General features: G+C 46.3%; 11 protein-coding genes. 3 read left to right on the top strand and 8 right to left on the bottom strand.

The genetic code is table 11. The features are described from left to right. The first annotated feature begins 4 nt into the window (after positions 1-4). Positions 5-1,057 carry a glycoside hydrolase family 43 protein gene (locus RT717_RS12100; RefSeq protein WP_317492000.1) on the top strand — a complete coding sequence of 351 codons (1,053 nt, stop codon included), beginning with the start codon at positions 5-7 and terminating at the stop codon, positions 1,055-1,057. A 212-nt stretch (positions 1,058-1,269) separates the two neighbouring features. Here the strand turns inward: RT717_RS12100 and RT717_RS12095 are convergent, their stop codons facing one another. Beyond that, positions 1,270-2,607, bottom strand: coding sequence for an aspartate aminotransferase family protein (locus tag RT717_RS12095; RefSeq protein ID WP_317491999.1), 1,338 nt, complete (start codon positions 2,605-2,607; stop codon positions 1,270-1,272). A gap of 238 nt (positions 2,608-2,845) precedes the next feature. Between RT717_RS12095 and RT717_RS12090 the strand changes: the two genes are divergently transcribed. Beyond that, positions 2,846-4,201, top strand: a complete 1,356-nt coding sequence (locus RT717_RS12090) for an NAD-dependent succinate-semialdehyde dehydrogenase (protein WP_317491998.1) — start codon at positions 2,846-2,848, stop codon at positions 4,199-4,201. A 192-nt stretch (positions 4,202-4,393) separates the two neighbouring features. After that, entirely contained in the window at positions 4,394-5,011 is a 618-nt protein-coding gene (locus RT717_RS12085; protein WP_317491997.1) for an MCP four helix bundle domain-containing protein, read from the top strand. Positions 5,012-5,149: 138 nt separating this feature from the next. Here the strand turns inward: RT717_RS12085 and RT717_RS12080 are convergent, their stop codons facing one another. From RT717_RS12080 to RT717_RS12050, 7 genes are all read right to left on the bottom strand, one after another. Beyond that, a complete protein-coding gene (locus RT717_RS12080) occupies positions 5,150-8,890 on the bottom strand; it encodes a PAS domain S-box protein (protein WP_317491996.1) in 3,741 nt (1,246 codons plus the stop codon). Between the two features lie 49 nt (positions 8,891-8,939). Beyond that, positions 8,940-9,383 carry a response regulator gene (locus RT717_RS12075; RefSeq protein ID WP_317491995.1) on the bottom strand — a complete coding sequence of 148 codons (444 nt, stop codon included), beginning with the start codon at positions 9,381-9,383 and terminating at the stop codon, positions 8,940-8,942. After that, positions 9,370-11,040 carry a sensor histidine kinase gene (locus RT717_RS12070; RefSeq protein WP_317491994.1) on the bottom strand — a complete coding sequence of 557 codons (1,671 nt, stop codon included), beginning with the start codon at positions 11,038-11,040 and terminating at the stop codon, positions 9,370-9,372. The genes RT717_RS12075 and RT717_RS12070 overlap by 14 nt, the downstream gene beginning before the upstream one ends. Positions 11,041-11,176: 136 nt before the next feature. Beyond that, complete coding sequence (locus RT717_RS12065; RefSeq protein ID WP_317491993.1) at positions 11,177-11,836, bottom strand: response regulator transcription factor; 660 nt, start codon at positions 11,834-11,836, stop codon at positions 11,177-11,179. 195 nt (positions 11,837-12,031) lie between these two features. Continuing rightward, on the bottom strand, positions 12,032-13,306 hold the full coding sequence (locus tag RT717_RS12060; RefSeq protein ID WP_317491992.1) for a serine hydrolase domain-containing protein: 1,275 nt from the start codon (positions 13,304-13,306) through the stop codon (positions 12,032-12,034). Positions 13,307-13,423: 117 nt separating this feature from the next. Then, entirely contained in the window at positions 13,424-13,861 is a 438-nt protein-coding gene (locus RT717_RS12055) for a hypothetical protein (protein ID WP_317491991.1), read from the bottom strand. Positions 13,862-14,127: 266 nt separating this feature from the next. Further along, complete coding sequence (locus RT717_RS12050) at positions 14,128-15,033, bottom strand: PorP/SprF family type IX secretion system membrane protein (RefSeq protein ID WP_317491990.1); 906 nt, start codon at positions 15,031-15,033, stop codon at positions 14,128-14,130.

Genomic DNA, 15,033 nt, shown 5'->3' with positions numbered 1-15,033 from the left:
GCCAATGATCAGAATTCCCTATGCCTTCTTTTTCATGTTGCTTTTTTATGGTTGTAACCAAAAGAAGACACAAAAAACTACCTCGCTTAGCGAAATTATAACCAACCCCATTGTCGACTCCGGAGCTGATCCATGGATCATCCGGCAGGGCAGCACGTTTCACTATTGCTATGCCAAAGGAGGAGGCATTTATGTGAAATCGGTTCAGAAGTTCTCCAACTTGAATGGCGCCGAAGAACACGTGGTTTGGCAAGCACCCGATACTGGCTCATATTCCCGGGAAGTATGGGCACCAGAGCTACACAAGATCGACAGTAAGTGGTATGTCTACTTTGCGGCTGACGATGGCGAGAACAAAAATCACAGAATGCATGTGTTGTCATCTTCCTCCGATATACCACATTCTGGCTTCTCTTATGCCGGTAAGGTAAGTGATGATACCGACAAGTGGGCCATTGATGGCACTGTGTTTACGCTTAATGGTAAAACGTACTTTGTTTGGTCAGGCTGGGAAGGTGAAGTGAACGAGGCTCAGCACCTATACATCGCTGAGATGAGCAGCCCGACGCAGATAAGCTCGGAAAGGGTGAGAATATCCAGCCCTGAATTTGAATGGGAAAAGAGAGGCTCAAGCGAGGAGTTGCCAACCATCAACGAAGGCCCCCAAGTTTTGCAGAAAGGTGGTCGCACATTTATTGTCTATTCTGCCAGCGGCAGCTGGTCCAACGATTATTGTTTGGGTTTGCTTGAACTGAAAGGAGGCGATCCTATGCTCCCTGACTTGTGGGAGAAGAGCGAAAGGCCGGTGTTTTCCGGAACAGAGCAAGTGATCAGTCCAGGCCATGCTTCTTTTATTATTTCCGGCGGACAGGATTATATTGTGTATCATGCCATGCCGGTGAAAGGAGGCGGCTGGGCTAGTCGGCAGGTGAGGATTCAACCTTTTTCCTGGAAGGAAGGAAAGCCTGATTTTGGGGTGCCAGTTGAGAACGAGGTAGAGGTCAATATTGAGTATTTCACCAACCAATTAACGCCAGGCCAACAAGCTCAGAGATAGTGCGGTATTCGGCAAGTATTCCCTATCCCTATTCTACTTCCTTTACTAAACCCCTTGAAATGAAAAAGGCTCTACACGTTCTTCCCTGAAGTCGTCGAAAGGCTGCCTTTTGCTCACGCCAGGCCAATGCACCTCCAATTCGGCGCTTTGAGGGTTACAACAGCTTGCTCAAACAACCATTTGTATGCCTGCTATTGGGAATGGCGTCATATTTAATTGGTTAATTTTAGTAGTTCTTCTTCGATAATGTCCAGCCCCTGATTCAGCTGCTCATGGGAAATAACAAGCGGGCTGAGTACACGCACTACATTTTTGTTTGTGCCAGCCGTCAATAGAATGAGGCCCCTTTTCAGACATGCCTTGGTGAGGTCTGCAGCGGTAGCAGCATCCGGCCGATTGGGGTCGCCGTTTTCCACAAATTCAATGGCCTGCATGGCACCAAGTCCTCTCACGTCTCCGATAGCCGGGCACTTTGCTTTTAGCTTCAGAAAGCGATCATTCACAATTTTAGCCACTTCCTCGGCTTTCTGGTTCAAATTGATTTCTTCCATGTACTTGATGGTAGCAATAGCGGCGGCGCAGCAAACCGGATTGCCCAAATACGTGCCTCCAATAGTGCCAACGGCAGCGGCATCCATCACTTCTTGCCGGCCAATGACAGCGCCGATGGGCATGCCTGACCCCATTGACTTTGCCCACGTTGAAATGTCCGGCGTAACGCCGTAGTGCTCGTAAGCGCCCCATTTTCCGGTTCTCCCAAAACCACTCTGCACTTCGTCGAATATCAGCATGATGCCATATTCATCGCAGAATGCACGTAAGCCCTCTACATAGGCTTTCGGGGCTATATTAAAGCCACCTTCGCCCTGTACCAGCTCGATAATAATAGCGGCCACACTTTCAGGATCAACAAGCGTATGGGTGGAATCATAAAGCTTTTGAAGTTCCTGTTCCGCAAAATCATCTTCGTGGAGTCCACGCCCATCGTGGTAAAAATTTGGGAATGGCAGGCGGTACACTTCGGGCGCAAAGGGGCCGCAGTCAGTTTTGTAGCCAATTTTCGAAGTGAGCGTCATGGCCATCATTGTGCGACCATGAAATGCTTCGCTGAAACACAGCACAGCAGGCCGTTTGGTTGCCTGGCGAGCAATTTTAATAGCATTTTCAACCGACTCGGCCCCCGTGTTCGTCAGCATCACTTTCGTGCTGTCGCCGTGGGGGAAAAGCGAGGCCAGTTTTTCGCTTAATTCAAGGTAGGGCTCGTAGGTGGAAATATTAAAGCAGGCATGGATCAGCTTTTCCGCCTGTTGCTGAATTGCCTTCACCACTGGCTGTGGGCAATGGCCAGCGTTGGTTACGCCAATTCCTCCGGCAAAATCGATCAACTCGTTTCCATTGGCATCAACGATGGTGGCTCCATGCGCCTCCATGGCCGAGGAAGGAACAAAAATGCTTACGCCGTTGGCCACCACTTTTTTTCTACGGGCAAGCAATTCTTCTGTCTTTGTAAAGCTTAGAGGGGGGTTGCCGGTGTCTGGTTGTAGGAACATGGTCTGCTTCGGTTTTGATATCAAACGACAAATTATTCAATCATCAGAAGCTTTCAAGATCATCGATTTGTATTTTTAAGTGCAAGGACGATAATGATGGATTAAACCAGCAAATATCATCATTTGCAGAGGGCGGAAATGTTATTAGTGAATGCTGAAAATGCATTGTTGTTGTACCGTAGAATCAATTACAGAGAGTCGGTAGTTACTGACTACATTAGTCATTAAATTGAGATGAATGGAATTCAAGAGCATTAATCCATATAACGGACAGGTTATAGGAATTTATAAAGAGCAAACGTCGGCGGAAGTCGACTTGAAGATTGAAAAAGCCCAAAAGGCTTTCCAAAGTTGGCGAAAGGTACCCGTGGCTGAGCGAGCCCGTTTGATAGCAAAAGCAGGCGCTGTACTTCGTGATAATGTGGAGGAGTATGCCAAAATGATTACTCAGGAGATGGGTAAGCCAATTTCTGAGTCAAGAGGAGAAGTGAACAAGTGTGCCTGGGTATGCGATTACTACGCTGAAAATGCCGCTGATTTCCTGGCTGATGAAGTGATAAAGACGGAAGCGCAAAAAAGCTTCGTGCGGCATGACCCCATGGGAAGCATTCTGGCCATCATGCCCTGGAATTTCCCTTTCTGGCAGGTCTTCCGGTTCGCTGCACCTTCTCTTACTGCCGGCAACGTTGCCTTGCTCAAACATGCCCCCAATGTCTTTGGCTGCGCAGAGCAGATAGCTGGCGTGTTTCAAAAAGTAGGTTTTCCTGAAGGAGTATTCCAAAACCTTATTATTCACCACACCAAAATTGAGGACGTTATCGCTCATGATACTGTAAAGGCAGTAACGCTCACCGGCAGCGAGGGAGCAGGTAAATCGGTGGCTCAAACAGCTGGAAAGTACTTGAAGAAGGCTGTGCTTGAGCTGGGAGGGAGCAACGGATTTATCGTACTGGAGGATGCCGATATGGAAAAAACTATTCAGACAGCGCTCACGGCAAGAATGATGAATTGCGGGCAGAGCTGCATTGCGGCTAAGCGCTTTATCATCGTCGAAGGTGTTTTCGATGAGTTTGTGACAAAGTATGTTGAGGCAGTTGGAAAGCTGAAGGCTGGAGACACCATGGATGACGCCACTCAGATAGGCACGCTGGCTCGAAGGGATTTGGCAGATCAGCTTCAGCGGCAGGTGCAGGAGTCGATCAAAGCTGGGGCGAAGCTCTTGCTCGGCGGAAAGCAAAACGAATGCTTTCACGAGCCTACCATTTTAACGAATGTTACTCCGGGCATGCCTGCCTTTGACGAGGAAACATTTGGACCGCTGGCGCCAATGATCAAAGCCAAAGATGAAAAGCATGCCCTGGCTTTGGCTGAACAATCGAAATTTGGATTGGGAACCACGGTATGCACGACGAATATTGAGAAAGCGCTAAGCTTTGCAGCCGACATCAGCGACGGTGCTTATTTTGTCAACGAGTTGGTGAAGTCGGATCCACGATTGCCCTTCGGCGGAACTAAAAGTTCTGGCTATGGCCGTGAGTTGGCCAAAAACGGCATGATGGAGTTTGTAAACGTGAAGACCGTGTATGTAAAGTAGGAGATGGTTGCCGATTCTACTTAGCGAATATAGACGTGCCGCCTGGCCCGGAAGGTTTTCTATCTATATTTAGTTGAACAAAGCAGGAAAGATAGCCCTGCAACACCATTCAAAGGATAAACTTTGGAGCTCGTCAAACAATGTTAACCCCCGGTGGAAGTTCCCGTAGTGAATGTGAGAAACTGACCCAATATGATGCGTAAACTGACCCATTTTCAAAAGATCAAGATTGCTGCGGCTTCGCTGGTCGTGTTTTTGCTCGTGCTGGCCACGAACATCATGGACAATAATCATTTCGACATTGTACAGCAGTCGCTGGAGACTGTTTTGGACGACCGACTTGTTGCCAAAGACTATATCTACAAAATTTCCCGTCAAATACATCTCAAGAACAAGCTGCTATACACCAGCGACCACGAGCAAATGGCCAAAGCAAATCAAAAAGCCAATGACTCCATTCAGACCCTGGTGGCGAAATATGCCGCTACAGAGCTTACTCCAAAGGAGGCACAGTATTTTGAGTCGCTTGAGAATAATCTGGACAAGCTCTTTCAGCTTGAAAAGCAATTGTACAGCAACTCTTCTTCAGATCAGGTGGCTGCCATTGAGAAAGCGGAGACCTATTTTACCAGAATCAGCAGCAACCTCGACGTTTTATCAGAGGTGCAGTTGGCAGAGGGGAAAAGGCAAATACACTACTCAAACCGGGCGATCGAAAATAGCAACCTCATAGCAAAGCTTGAAATAGGAGCGCTTATTGTGATCGGGCTCATTATCCAAATCTTCATCTTCTTTAAGCCTTCGGAGTAGCCCTAAAATCTTCAGCAGGTGGGCGTGGAGACTCGATATTTATAAGATATCGAAAGGAGGTTGGATGGGCCGCCCCGTGAGAAGGCCGTGTTTTTCTACGATCCGTACGTTTCCGAGTACCACGTTTTGTCAAATCAATCAACTTTGCTCAGAGCGATTTCGATCACTGTGGTTTAACGGATCAATTTTCGCTGTTTTGGCGGTGATGTCTCTGATGATTCCGTCGAGCTGCTTTGCCGACAAATCTACATACTCGAGCAACTGAGCTTTGTCTTCCTCCTTGGAATGGGCCGATGAGATCAATTCAATCAACCCCATGATTCGTGCTACGGGTGCACGTACAACGTGCGACTGCATCCAGGCGATCTCGCTCAATCTTTTATTTTGTTCTTCAATGGCTTTCAATTGAAGCGTCCTTTCCGTGATGTCTTTGATGAAACAAGCAGCTCCAACGCATGCGCCATCCTCCATAAAGGGGTTGAAAGAAACGAGCGAATACATGGTTCTATCACCCAAAACATCCTCTTCAGTGATGCTGAATTGCTCTCCTGTCAATGCCCTGGTCAGGTGCGCCGCCCACTTATTGCTCGTTTCTCCTCCTGCATCTGGTGCCTCAATTGGCTGCCCTTCTTTCAGTTCTACGTTCAGGTCTGTTCTTAGGCGATCACGAAATGCTCTGTTGGCCGATATGAGGCGCATATTACGATCTATAGAAAAGATCAGGTCATTGGTACTGTTGATGGTGGCGTCCAGATTGTTCTTGATCTCAAGGATTTGCTGCTGCTGTTCAGTTTCTTTAGTTATGTCTTTGAAATAGACTGACAATCCGCCGGATTTGGGGAAAAGTGAAATTTCGAACCAGCGTTTTCGTACCTTAAACTCTTCTACAGCAACAAAAGGCTGCTGTCTTTCAAGCGCATGGTGTGCCTGTGGGTAAAATTTCGACTTCTTCAGAATGGGCACCTCGGCCCACAATTCCTGGCCCACAATTTCTTCTGCCTTTGATACACCAAGCATTTGGGAAGCTGCCGTATTCCAGAAGATAACCTTCCATGTTTTGTCAACAGCAAAAAAACCATCCGTGATACTCTCCAATATTTCCTTACGTTCTTCTTCAGCTACTTTTCGGGCGTGGATGTCCTGAAAGCTTCCTACAAGTCTCACACACTTGTTGTTGATAAATTCGGGTTTTCCTGTTGTTCTGATCCACCTCTCATTGCCTTTGGCAGTGACAATCTGGAGTTCAACATCAAAAGCCATTCCGCTCTCTATGGCCATATTTACTTGTCTGGTAATAGTGTCCCTGCTTTTTCCGGCCTTGTAAAAATCGATGGCCCTATCCAGCTCGGGTGTAAAATCGTAGGCCACTTCATGAATTTCTTTCGTGATCGACGACCAAAAGAGATTTTGTTTCACTAAATCAAGTTCCCAGGCACCTACTTTTGCCAGCTGCCCAATTTCCCGATATAGAAGCTCTAATTTCTTTCTTTCGGTAATATCCTGGGCCACACCATCCATTCTTTCCGGCTGCCCGTTTTCGTCGTTATAAACAGTAATGATTTCGGAAATCCATTTTATTTCCCCCGAGGGGGTTTCAATCCGGTACTCTTTGCTATTTCTTTGAAGACCTTCCAGTTTTGTCAAATTAAGCCCAAGTAGCTTCTTTTGGTCCTCACCATGTACGGTCTTTTTCAGGTTCTCGAATGTGGGCTTCCATTTTGCAGGATTCTGCTCCCAGATCATAAACATTTCCTCTGCCCACTTTGGCTCATTAGTTTTGAAGTCATGTGTCCAGTAGCCGAGTTTAGCAATTTGTTGCGCTGTCTTGAGTTGACCAAGAGATTCTTGCAAGGCCTTTTCGGTCTTCTTTTTTTCAGTAATGTCCTTGCCCACTGCGTACATAAGATTTTGCTCAGGAAGGGGAGTTGACGACCACGAAAGCCAAATTTCTTTATTGTCTTTAGTGGTATACCTGATTTCAAAATTGTGAGTTGACATGCCCGATTCAAGGGTTGTCAATTCAGAAACGGTTTTTTTTCTGTCTTCAGGATGAATAAATTTCAGATAAGGTATCTTCAAAATTTCTTCCTGAGAGTAGCCAAGTATTCTGGAAAATGCCGGGTTTACTTTTTTGTAGAAACCATCTGTCCCTGCTATTGCCAAAATGTCGGTCGACAGATCAAAAAAGCTATTGAGTTCTTCTTCCAACTTCTTTCTTTGAATATCGGGGCCCAGTTGTGTTCCAATGGCCGATAGCACATTGGACAGATCTGTAAAACTATGATGCTCACGCTGATCGAAAAATACAAAAACGCCAATTACTTTTTGACCGTAAAGAATAGGTGCTCCGTAGGCAATAGATAGCCCGGCTTCTGTTGCTTCTTTTCGTCGTTGAAAATCAGTGTTCGAGTCCAGGTTTCGCCAAACTACAATTTTTTTACCGACCCATACTTTGCCGGGAAGGCCCTTTCCCCGTTCAAAAAAGTGATTTTGATGAGCTATTGGGTACAGCGCTTCGGATTTCTTTGATCGCCCAAAGTGAGCCACCAGATTTAGCTGTGTGTCATCGACTGCGGTCAACCATAATTCGCCGACCTCTACGCCAGCGTAGTCGGTAATAAGCTTAAGCAGATTGATGGCCGCTTGCTTAAACGGGCCTGGGGTGCCAATTTCTCTTCGTAGGAAAGCAACAAGCTCCTGTTGGGCCAACTGGCTTTTTTGCTCCGTCACATCCCTGAGGGCGCCGACCAGCCGGATCGCCTTGCCAGTCTTATCCCTGATAATATAGCCTTTGTCATACACCCATGCGAAGCTTCCATCGGCTTTCTGAAAGCGATATTCATGTTCACAATAGCGCTCTGAAGGTGTGCCAAGGGCAGTTTGCAGCTTTTTATATGCTAGATCTTTATCGTCGGGGTGCACGTGCTGCTCCCAAAACCTGGCGTCGGATTGCAGGTCGTTTTGTGTATAGCCAAACAACCTGTTGATGCCGTCCCCCATTCTGGTGACGTGGTTACTATCCAGCTCCCAATCGTAAATGATGTCCTTGGTGGCCAGCGATGCCAGGCGGTACCTTTCATTGCTTAGCTTAAGCGCTTCTTCCCGGTGAATCTTATCTGTGATATCCCTGGAGTTCACGATGATGCCCTTGATTGCTGTATCTTCTAAGGTGTTGGTGGCGATAGTTTCGATCCACCGCCAATCACCCTTGCTATTTTTGAAACGAAAAGGCCCAATCAGCACCCGTTTATTTGCTGTTAGCGTGCTGAATTTTTGGCGAACCCAGGCTTCGTCGTCGGGGTGGATAAAATCAAATGCACTTTTTCCAATAAAGACATCTGGTTTTATCCCCAAAACTCTTTCGGACGACTTGCTGACAAACAGGTAGTTGGCTTCGATATCGAGTACACCTATGAGGTCGGATCCTTCCTGAACAAGTGCTGCAAAACGCTTTTCACTTGCTTCCAGGCGGTTCAACACCTCCTGCTTGTCCATCTTGTGTTTTTTTTCACGCATCGCCCGAAGCACAGCGGCGGGCAAATGGCCAAGATCTTTTTTGAGAATAAAATCAGTTACCCCCTGGCGCATGGCTTCCACTGCGTTGTCTTCAGTGAGGGTGCCTGTTACAAAGATAAATGGAGTCAGGTCGTCATGCTCCCGTAATTGAGAAAGTGCCGCCAATCCATTAAATCCGGGTAGATTAAAATCGGATAAAACTATGTCTGGCTTGAAATCCACAATCAATTTCGAATACTGCCTTTTTGAGGCGCAGACCTCAAAAAGGCACTGGAAGTCGAAATTCGTGAGGCTCAGTTTGACTAGCTCCGCATCGCTGCTGAAATCCTCGACAATAAGTACTTTTAAAGGTTTGTGTTGCATACCGTACCCTGCGGATCTGATTCATTATCAATATTTTTTTCCAGATATACTATCCAGAATACTGGTTGATGAGCGCCCAATAGTAACCAATTTCTTTTACACACCTGGTGAATTGATCAAAATCAACAGGCTTCACAATAAAGCTATTGACTCCAAGCTCGTAGCTTATAACGATATCCTGGTCTTCTCTCGAAGACGTAAGAATTACCACCGGAATTTTTCTTGTGTTTTTATGTGCCCTTATTTCACGCAGTACCTCTAAGCCGTCTACCTTAGGCATCTTCAGGTCAAGAAGAATTACCTTTGGGTGATGGTTGATGTCTCGTCCTTTGAATTGCCCATCACCAAACAGGAAGTCGAGAGCTTCCTTTCCGTCTTTCAGCCAAACTACGTTGTTAAAAAGCTTGGCTTCCTTGAGCGCCAGTATCGCCAGTTCGGCGTCGTGCTTGTTGTCTTCAACGAGCAGGATTTCAACAATATTATCCTTTGTCATTTTGTTTTTCATTTGTGGAAAGCGAAAAATAAAACGTGGCCCCCTTTTCTTCTTCTGAATCGACCCAAATCTTTCCTCCGTGTCGGTGAATGATGCGTTGCACGATGGCAAGCCCTACGCCAGTACCTTCAAATTCATCTTCGCTGTGAAGGCGCTGGAAGATACCAAATAGCTTTTTTGCATATTTCATATCAAAACCTACGCCGTTGTCCCGAACAAAGTAGACTAGTTCATACTGACTTGTTTGGTAGCCGACTTCAACCAGTGGTTTTTGGCGGGATCCGCTAAACTTAATGGCGTTGCCTAGTAAATTAGCAAACACATGCTTCATCATTTCCCTGTCTGCAAACATTGGAGGCAGGTGCTTGTCTAGTTTTAGCGTGGTTTTTTTCCCGTCTTCTATCTGCATGAGGTCGTTGAAAACTTCATTAACAAGCTGACATGTGTCAAAAGTAACCTCTCTTTTTTCTCGCCTGCTCATTCTTGAAAATGCGAGAAGGTCATCAATCAGGTGCCCCATTTTTCCTACATTCTCAATGATGACTTCAAGGTAGTGCAATGCATCGGGTTCTATTTTTCCGCCGAGGCTGGAAACCAAAACTTTGGAAAAGCCATCTATCGCTCGGAGCGGCGCCCGAAGGTCATGTGAAACGGTATAGCTGAAACTCTCAAGTTCTTTGTTGGTCTCCTGTAGATCGGTGGTTCTTTCCTTCACTTTTTGCTCCAGCGTAGCATTTAGCTTTTTGACTTCCTCTTCCGCTTTTTTAGCATTTGTGATGTCCGAAATGGATCCAGCCATTCGGTAGGCAATTCCCAGTTCGTCCCGGAGTACTTTACCTCTTGTGAGAAACCAGCGGTATCCACGCTTTTTCGTCTTAAGGCGGTAGATTACATCATAAGGAACATCATTTTCCAGTGTGGCATTTATTTTCTCAAAAACGTATTTTTTGTCTCTCGGGTGAAGAGCATTTGCAAAGGAATCAAATTGATCGGCAAATTCATGCTCTTCGTAGCCCAGCAGCGCTTTAAACCTGGGTGCATAAAACACTTCGTTGGTGCGGATGTCCCAATCCCAAATACCTGCACTTGAACCTTCAATGGCAAGCCGGAACCGTTCTTGTATCGATTGTAATTCCTCAAGCGCCGTCTGAGCCCTGGTTTTTTCTTCTAATATCCGATTGTTCTTGGCTCCCATATAAGCGGCAGCTATCGACGACATGGTATAATCCAGGAGTTTGTCAGCGCCGTTCCATACTCTTAATAGATGATCCACATTACCGTGATACTCCTCAACCAGGTACGGTTGCAGTTTTTCTCTGAAGAGTTTGACTACACTATACCAATCATGAAACTCAAGTCCCATTTGACCATAAGCTGTCCCCTGCCTCATGAGGTGGCGGGTATAGGGCTCCCACTCACCTTTCATAATGGCACTCTCCTGTAGTTCGCTGGATAGCCGTTCCTCTTTTAGCTGGGTGTCAAGATCCTGGTTTTTTAAAATTGGCCCGAAGATGGGGTGGTGTGACAGGGTATGCCGTAAATCCTGTGTTACCTGGGTTTGATATTTTAGGTAAAAGCTATGAAATGCCTGAAGCGCTTCCATGTCATCGAGCGAGAAGCCAGGTTGCAGTTTTGTCACCAGATGCGAGTAGCTCATAGGTTACCGGGGCTTAGTCATTCACAGAAGTAAGGATAAAAATTACTGCCAACTAAAAACTAAGACAATTGTTTTAAAAAAAATCTTATATAAGTACAATTTAAGTGAAGACACGTAAGCGTTTTATGCGTGTTTTCTACGAGTTTTGTTGCTCTTGGGCTACTCTCAATGAATAGCGACGCAGGTCTCTGGCGTCTTTTAAGCCCAACTTGCTGATCAAATTACGCTTGTGGGTTTCTACAGTTCTGGGACTTATGAAAAGTTCTTGAGCAATTTCCTTGTTGGTGAAATCACGTGATACGTACTTCAAAACCTTTTTTTCCTGCCGGGTTAGATCTTTCAGTAGCTCACCGTTGGGAGAAAAGTGTAAGTGCCTCCGGATGATTTCTGCCAGGTCTTTTTGTACGTCTTCGCAAAAGTAAACTTCACCCCGGTGCACTTTGTGAATAGCATCTCCGATTTGGTCTTTGTGGGCAGTTTTAAGAAGGTAGCCGTTGGCTCCCGCACGAATCATGCCCTGCAAGTATTCAAGTTTGTGATTGGAGATGAGCCCTATTACTTTCTCTGACCTTCCATGGCCTAAAATCTCTCTGGTTATTTCTATACCGTCAACCTGGGGTGGGGCGATGTCAATAAGAATAACGTCGACCTGGTGCGTCTCGCAAAAAACGAGCGCTTCTTTTCCACTGGACAAAGTAGCGAGACAGTTAAAATCTGGATCGGATTGGAGGATTTCCCTGAGCCCATACCTGGCAAGTTCGAAACTATCGACAACAAGCACTTTTATTTCAGCCATCTTCAGCCTTTTGAGAGTTACATTTCCTTCAAATAATCAAAAACTTGATCAATACTGAAATATTAAACTCTAGAGCAGTAGTGACGTATAAAAATTCGCCGGTATGTGAAGATAACAAATTTGCGGTCAATAAGTCTTTTTTATGACCTTTTGTCAAAGGAGCTCTCTCCACGATCGCATATTCCCTTATTCTTGTCAGTCAACCAGTGCCTGGTAGGCCAGCACTTTAAAGGTGTTGCCAGTCGTGTTGGTATGAGAACCCCACATTTGCTGATAGAAAAGGATCACCATTTTTTCTTTGGGGTCAACCCAATAACTGGTGGAGAATGCACCACCCCAACTGTAGGTGCCCTCATTGGAGGGGAATTTGCCACTTCCTGCTGCTGAAACGACCTCGAATCCTAATCCGAATTTGTTCACCCCAAATTTCAGGTCACCAATTTGGTTCATGGTCATCATCCGCACAGTGTTACGTGAAAGCAGGCGCACTCCATCATACTCCCCACCATTCAATAGCATCTGAAGAAAAATAGCGTAATCGTAAATGGTGGACGACAATCCACCGCCACCGGAGAAATAGCTTTTTTTCCGAAGGGGGAAGTTCATATCACCACCCAGGGCGTTTTCACTTTTTTTCAAACCGGTGGAGTCCTCCAAAAAGAAGTTCACCAAACGGTCAGCCTTTGCTTCCGGGATATTGAAATAGGTGTCTTCCATGCCCAGTGGTTTGAAAATGCGGGCGTTGAAGAATTCTTCCAACGTCATCCCTGACCAGATCTCGACAAGGCGGCCTATTAAGTCGGTATTGAGCCCATATGTCCATCGCTCACCGGGCTGATGTGTGAGAGGCAGGCTTCCCAACCTGACCATTGCGTCGCCCAGGGTTCCCTCATATACATCCAACCCGGCAGTGATATTGTTTTTAGCGTAAATTGCCTGCGCCTCCTGGCTGCCTATTTGTGCATAGTCTATACCGGAGGTGTGTGTAAGCAGGTCTCGTATGGTAATCGCCCTGTTCGCCGGAACGGTGGTGTAAGTGGTGTCTTCCGGGCTGAACGTGTCCAAAACCTGAGCGTTTTTGAAGGAGGAAATGTAGTTCGCCACAGGGTCATCCAGCAGAAATTTTCCTTCCTCGTACAGCATCATGGCAGCCACACTTGTGATAGCTTTCGTTTGCGAGGCAATTCTGAAAATGCCTTCTCTATCCAACGCCTCTTTAGTTTCGAGATCGTCGTAGCCAACGCCCTTATAGTAAACAATTTTGCCATTTCGTGCGATCAAACCAACGGCACCATTTATCCAGCCTTTGTCTACCCATTCCTGCAGAGAGGTGTCGATCCTGGCCAATCGGGTGGGGGAGAACCCGGCAGCCTTCGGGGTGCCAAAAGTAAGCGCAGAGGAAGCCGGATCCTGGAGGGGCTGGCAGGTGAGGAGAATTCCTGCCAGAAAAATGAGGGGTAGTCGTTTCATGGGTTTAGGTTTATCCTCTCAATTTAATTGATTATTCGGGATTACGCCATGGTGATGGCTATTGGTTTGGAGCGTCTTTTTTTGAGGATATAAGAATGAAAGAACCAGCATTAGCGATTAATCATCATCTTCGTCAAACGGCCCCTTCCCGGGGGGATTGAACAAGCCCCATTGGTCGATGATATAATTGCTGGTGTCAAACCCGGCAACCCAATCGATGAAAAGCAGCCGGTATTCTTCAATCAGGTCCCGCACCAGTTGGTAATACCGCACTTCTTTGAACCCATACATGTCGAGACTGTGGTTTTGCACCATTAAGTCTCTGGCTGCTTTTCGGATAATGGCCGCTGCTTCCATTCTGATGTCGTAAAGGTCGCCTGCTTCCGCCCCAGCTACTTTCACTGTGAGCAAAGCCGCATCCGACAGCATATGGCCCTTGATGTCCTGCAACACCTCGTTGTCCTCAGGAATCAGATTTCCGATAAGTCGGACCGTTTCGAGTATTTCTTGTCCTTTTTTGAAGATAGGCAGCGTTCGGGGATCAGTTTCGTCCATGTCTCTATTTGTCTTGTCCTGAATTTCTTTTTTGGTTAAACATCGGCGTCGCCAGATGACGGGCGGACACTAAAAGTAAAGCTAATTGACTAGAAAGCCATTATGTCTCAGGTGCACGATAGCATACAAATTTGCATGACAAGGAGATTTTTCGATTGCTCCGAAACTATAAAACTGAATTTGGCTTGGCGCCAGTCCTGGTGGACAAACGGACGACGTTCGGTTCTTCTACATGGTTTTGGCACAACAGCCAACACATCCATTAATCAGAAATACCGACCGGAAAGGTCATGTCTTTTGCCAAGCTTGAGGTCAGCAGAGATAATCACTTCATGTGTTCCATACCCTACAGTAGCCAGTTCGTTGAACGGAAATTGGAAGGAGTAGCCAAAGTGAAACATATTGTTTTCTGTGAATAGGATATTCACTCCACCAGCACCAAAGTTTCTGATGGAGGCACCCAGCCATATCTTTTCGTCGATGAGCACCTGGCCGTTCAAATCCACCAGGAGGTCGTTGTGAGAATAGCTGACCAGAAAAGAGGGTTTAATTTTTACGGTTCGGACAGTGGTGATGATGAACCCGCCGGTTACGTTATAACTTTGATACAGGTTCCGTGTTTGGACGCCATTGGTTTGCAAATTGGAATTAGTTACCTGAGGAACAGCCACGCCCAGATAGAAGAAGTTTGACTTGTACATGGCACCAAAGCCAAAACTTGGCGTAAACTCTGACTGCTTGCCAGTGCCTACCGACGGGTCGTCAAAGACGTCGACATCTAACTTAGAATAGTTAATGGTGGAGGAAAGGAAACCACCCTGAAGACCAAACGAGAGGTTATGGTCATCGTCGAAATTGATATGATAGGCATAGTTGGCGATCACTTCAGTGTCGGTATTAATACCATAACTATCACTCATCAGCCGCAAGCCGGCGGCACTATGCATGGAAATGGTGCTCGATCCCATTAACGTAGTGGTGAGGGGAGACCCATCGATACCAAGCCATTGTTTCCTCGACATCGCTGTAACATTGGCCAGGTTGTTCACGCCAATATAAGCGGGGTTCAGAGCCGATTGATTCATCAGATACAGGCTATACGGTACTACATTCTGTCCAAAACAACGCCCCGCTACAAGTAAGATTAAAAATAAGTAGAAGTATCTGTTCAT

Origin of the sequence: Imperialibacter roseus, from assembly GCF_032999765.1 — a bacterium.
Taxonomy (GTDB): domain Bacteria; phylum Bacteroidota; class Bacteroidia; order Cytophagales; family Cyclobacteriaceae; genus Imperialibacter; species Imperialibacter roseus.
Note: the sequence above shows the minus strand (reverse complement) of the source record. Positions and strands in the feature narration are given on the sequence as shown.

Bases quoted from the DNA above. Each gene is read 5' to 3' on its own strand.
- RT717_RS12085 (WP_317491997.1), top strand. From the start codon at position 4,394: ATGATGCGTAAACTGACCCATTTTCAAAAGATCAAGATTGCTGCGGCT.
- RT717_RS12080 (WP_317491996.1), bottom strand. From the start codon at position 8,890: ATGCAACACAAACCTTTAAAAGTACTTATTGTCGAGGATTTCAGCAGC.
- RT717_RS12095 (WP_317491999.1), bottom strand. From the start codon at position 2,607: ATGTTCCTACAACCAGACACCGGCAACCCCCCTCTAAGCTTTACAAAG.
- RT717_RS12050 (WP_317491990.1), bottom strand. From the start codon at position 15,033: ATGAACAGATACTTCTACTTATTTTTAATCTTACTTGTAGCGGGGCGT.
- RT717_RS12065 (WP_317491993.1), bottom strand. From the start codon at position 11,836: ATGGCTGAAATAAAAGTGCTTGTTGTCGATAGTTTCGAACTTGCCAGG.
- RT717_RS12075 (WP_317491995.1), bottom strand. From the start codon at position 9,383: ATGACAAAGGATAATATTGTTGAAATCCTGCTCGTTGAAGACAACAAG.
- RT717_RS12090 (WP_317491998.1), top strand. From the start codon at position 2,846: ATGGAATTCAAGAGCATTAATCCATATAACGGACAGGTTATAGGAATT.
- RT717_RS12100 (WP_317492000.1), top strand. From the start codon at position 5: ATGATCAGAATTCCCTATGCCTTCTTTTTCATGTTGCTTTTTTATGGT.
- RT717_RS12070 (WP_317491994.1), bottom strand. From the start codon at position 11,040: ATGAGCTACTCGCATCTGGTGACAAAACTGCAACCTGGCTTCTCGCTC.
- RT717_RS12060 (WP_317491992.1), bottom strand. From the start codon at position 13,306: ATGAAACGACTACCCCTCATTTTTCTGGCAGGAATTCTCCTCACCTGC.
- RT717_RS12055 (WP_317491991.1), bottom strand. From the start codon at position 13,861: ATGGACGAAACTGATCCCCGAACGCTGCCTATCTTCAAAAAAGGACAA.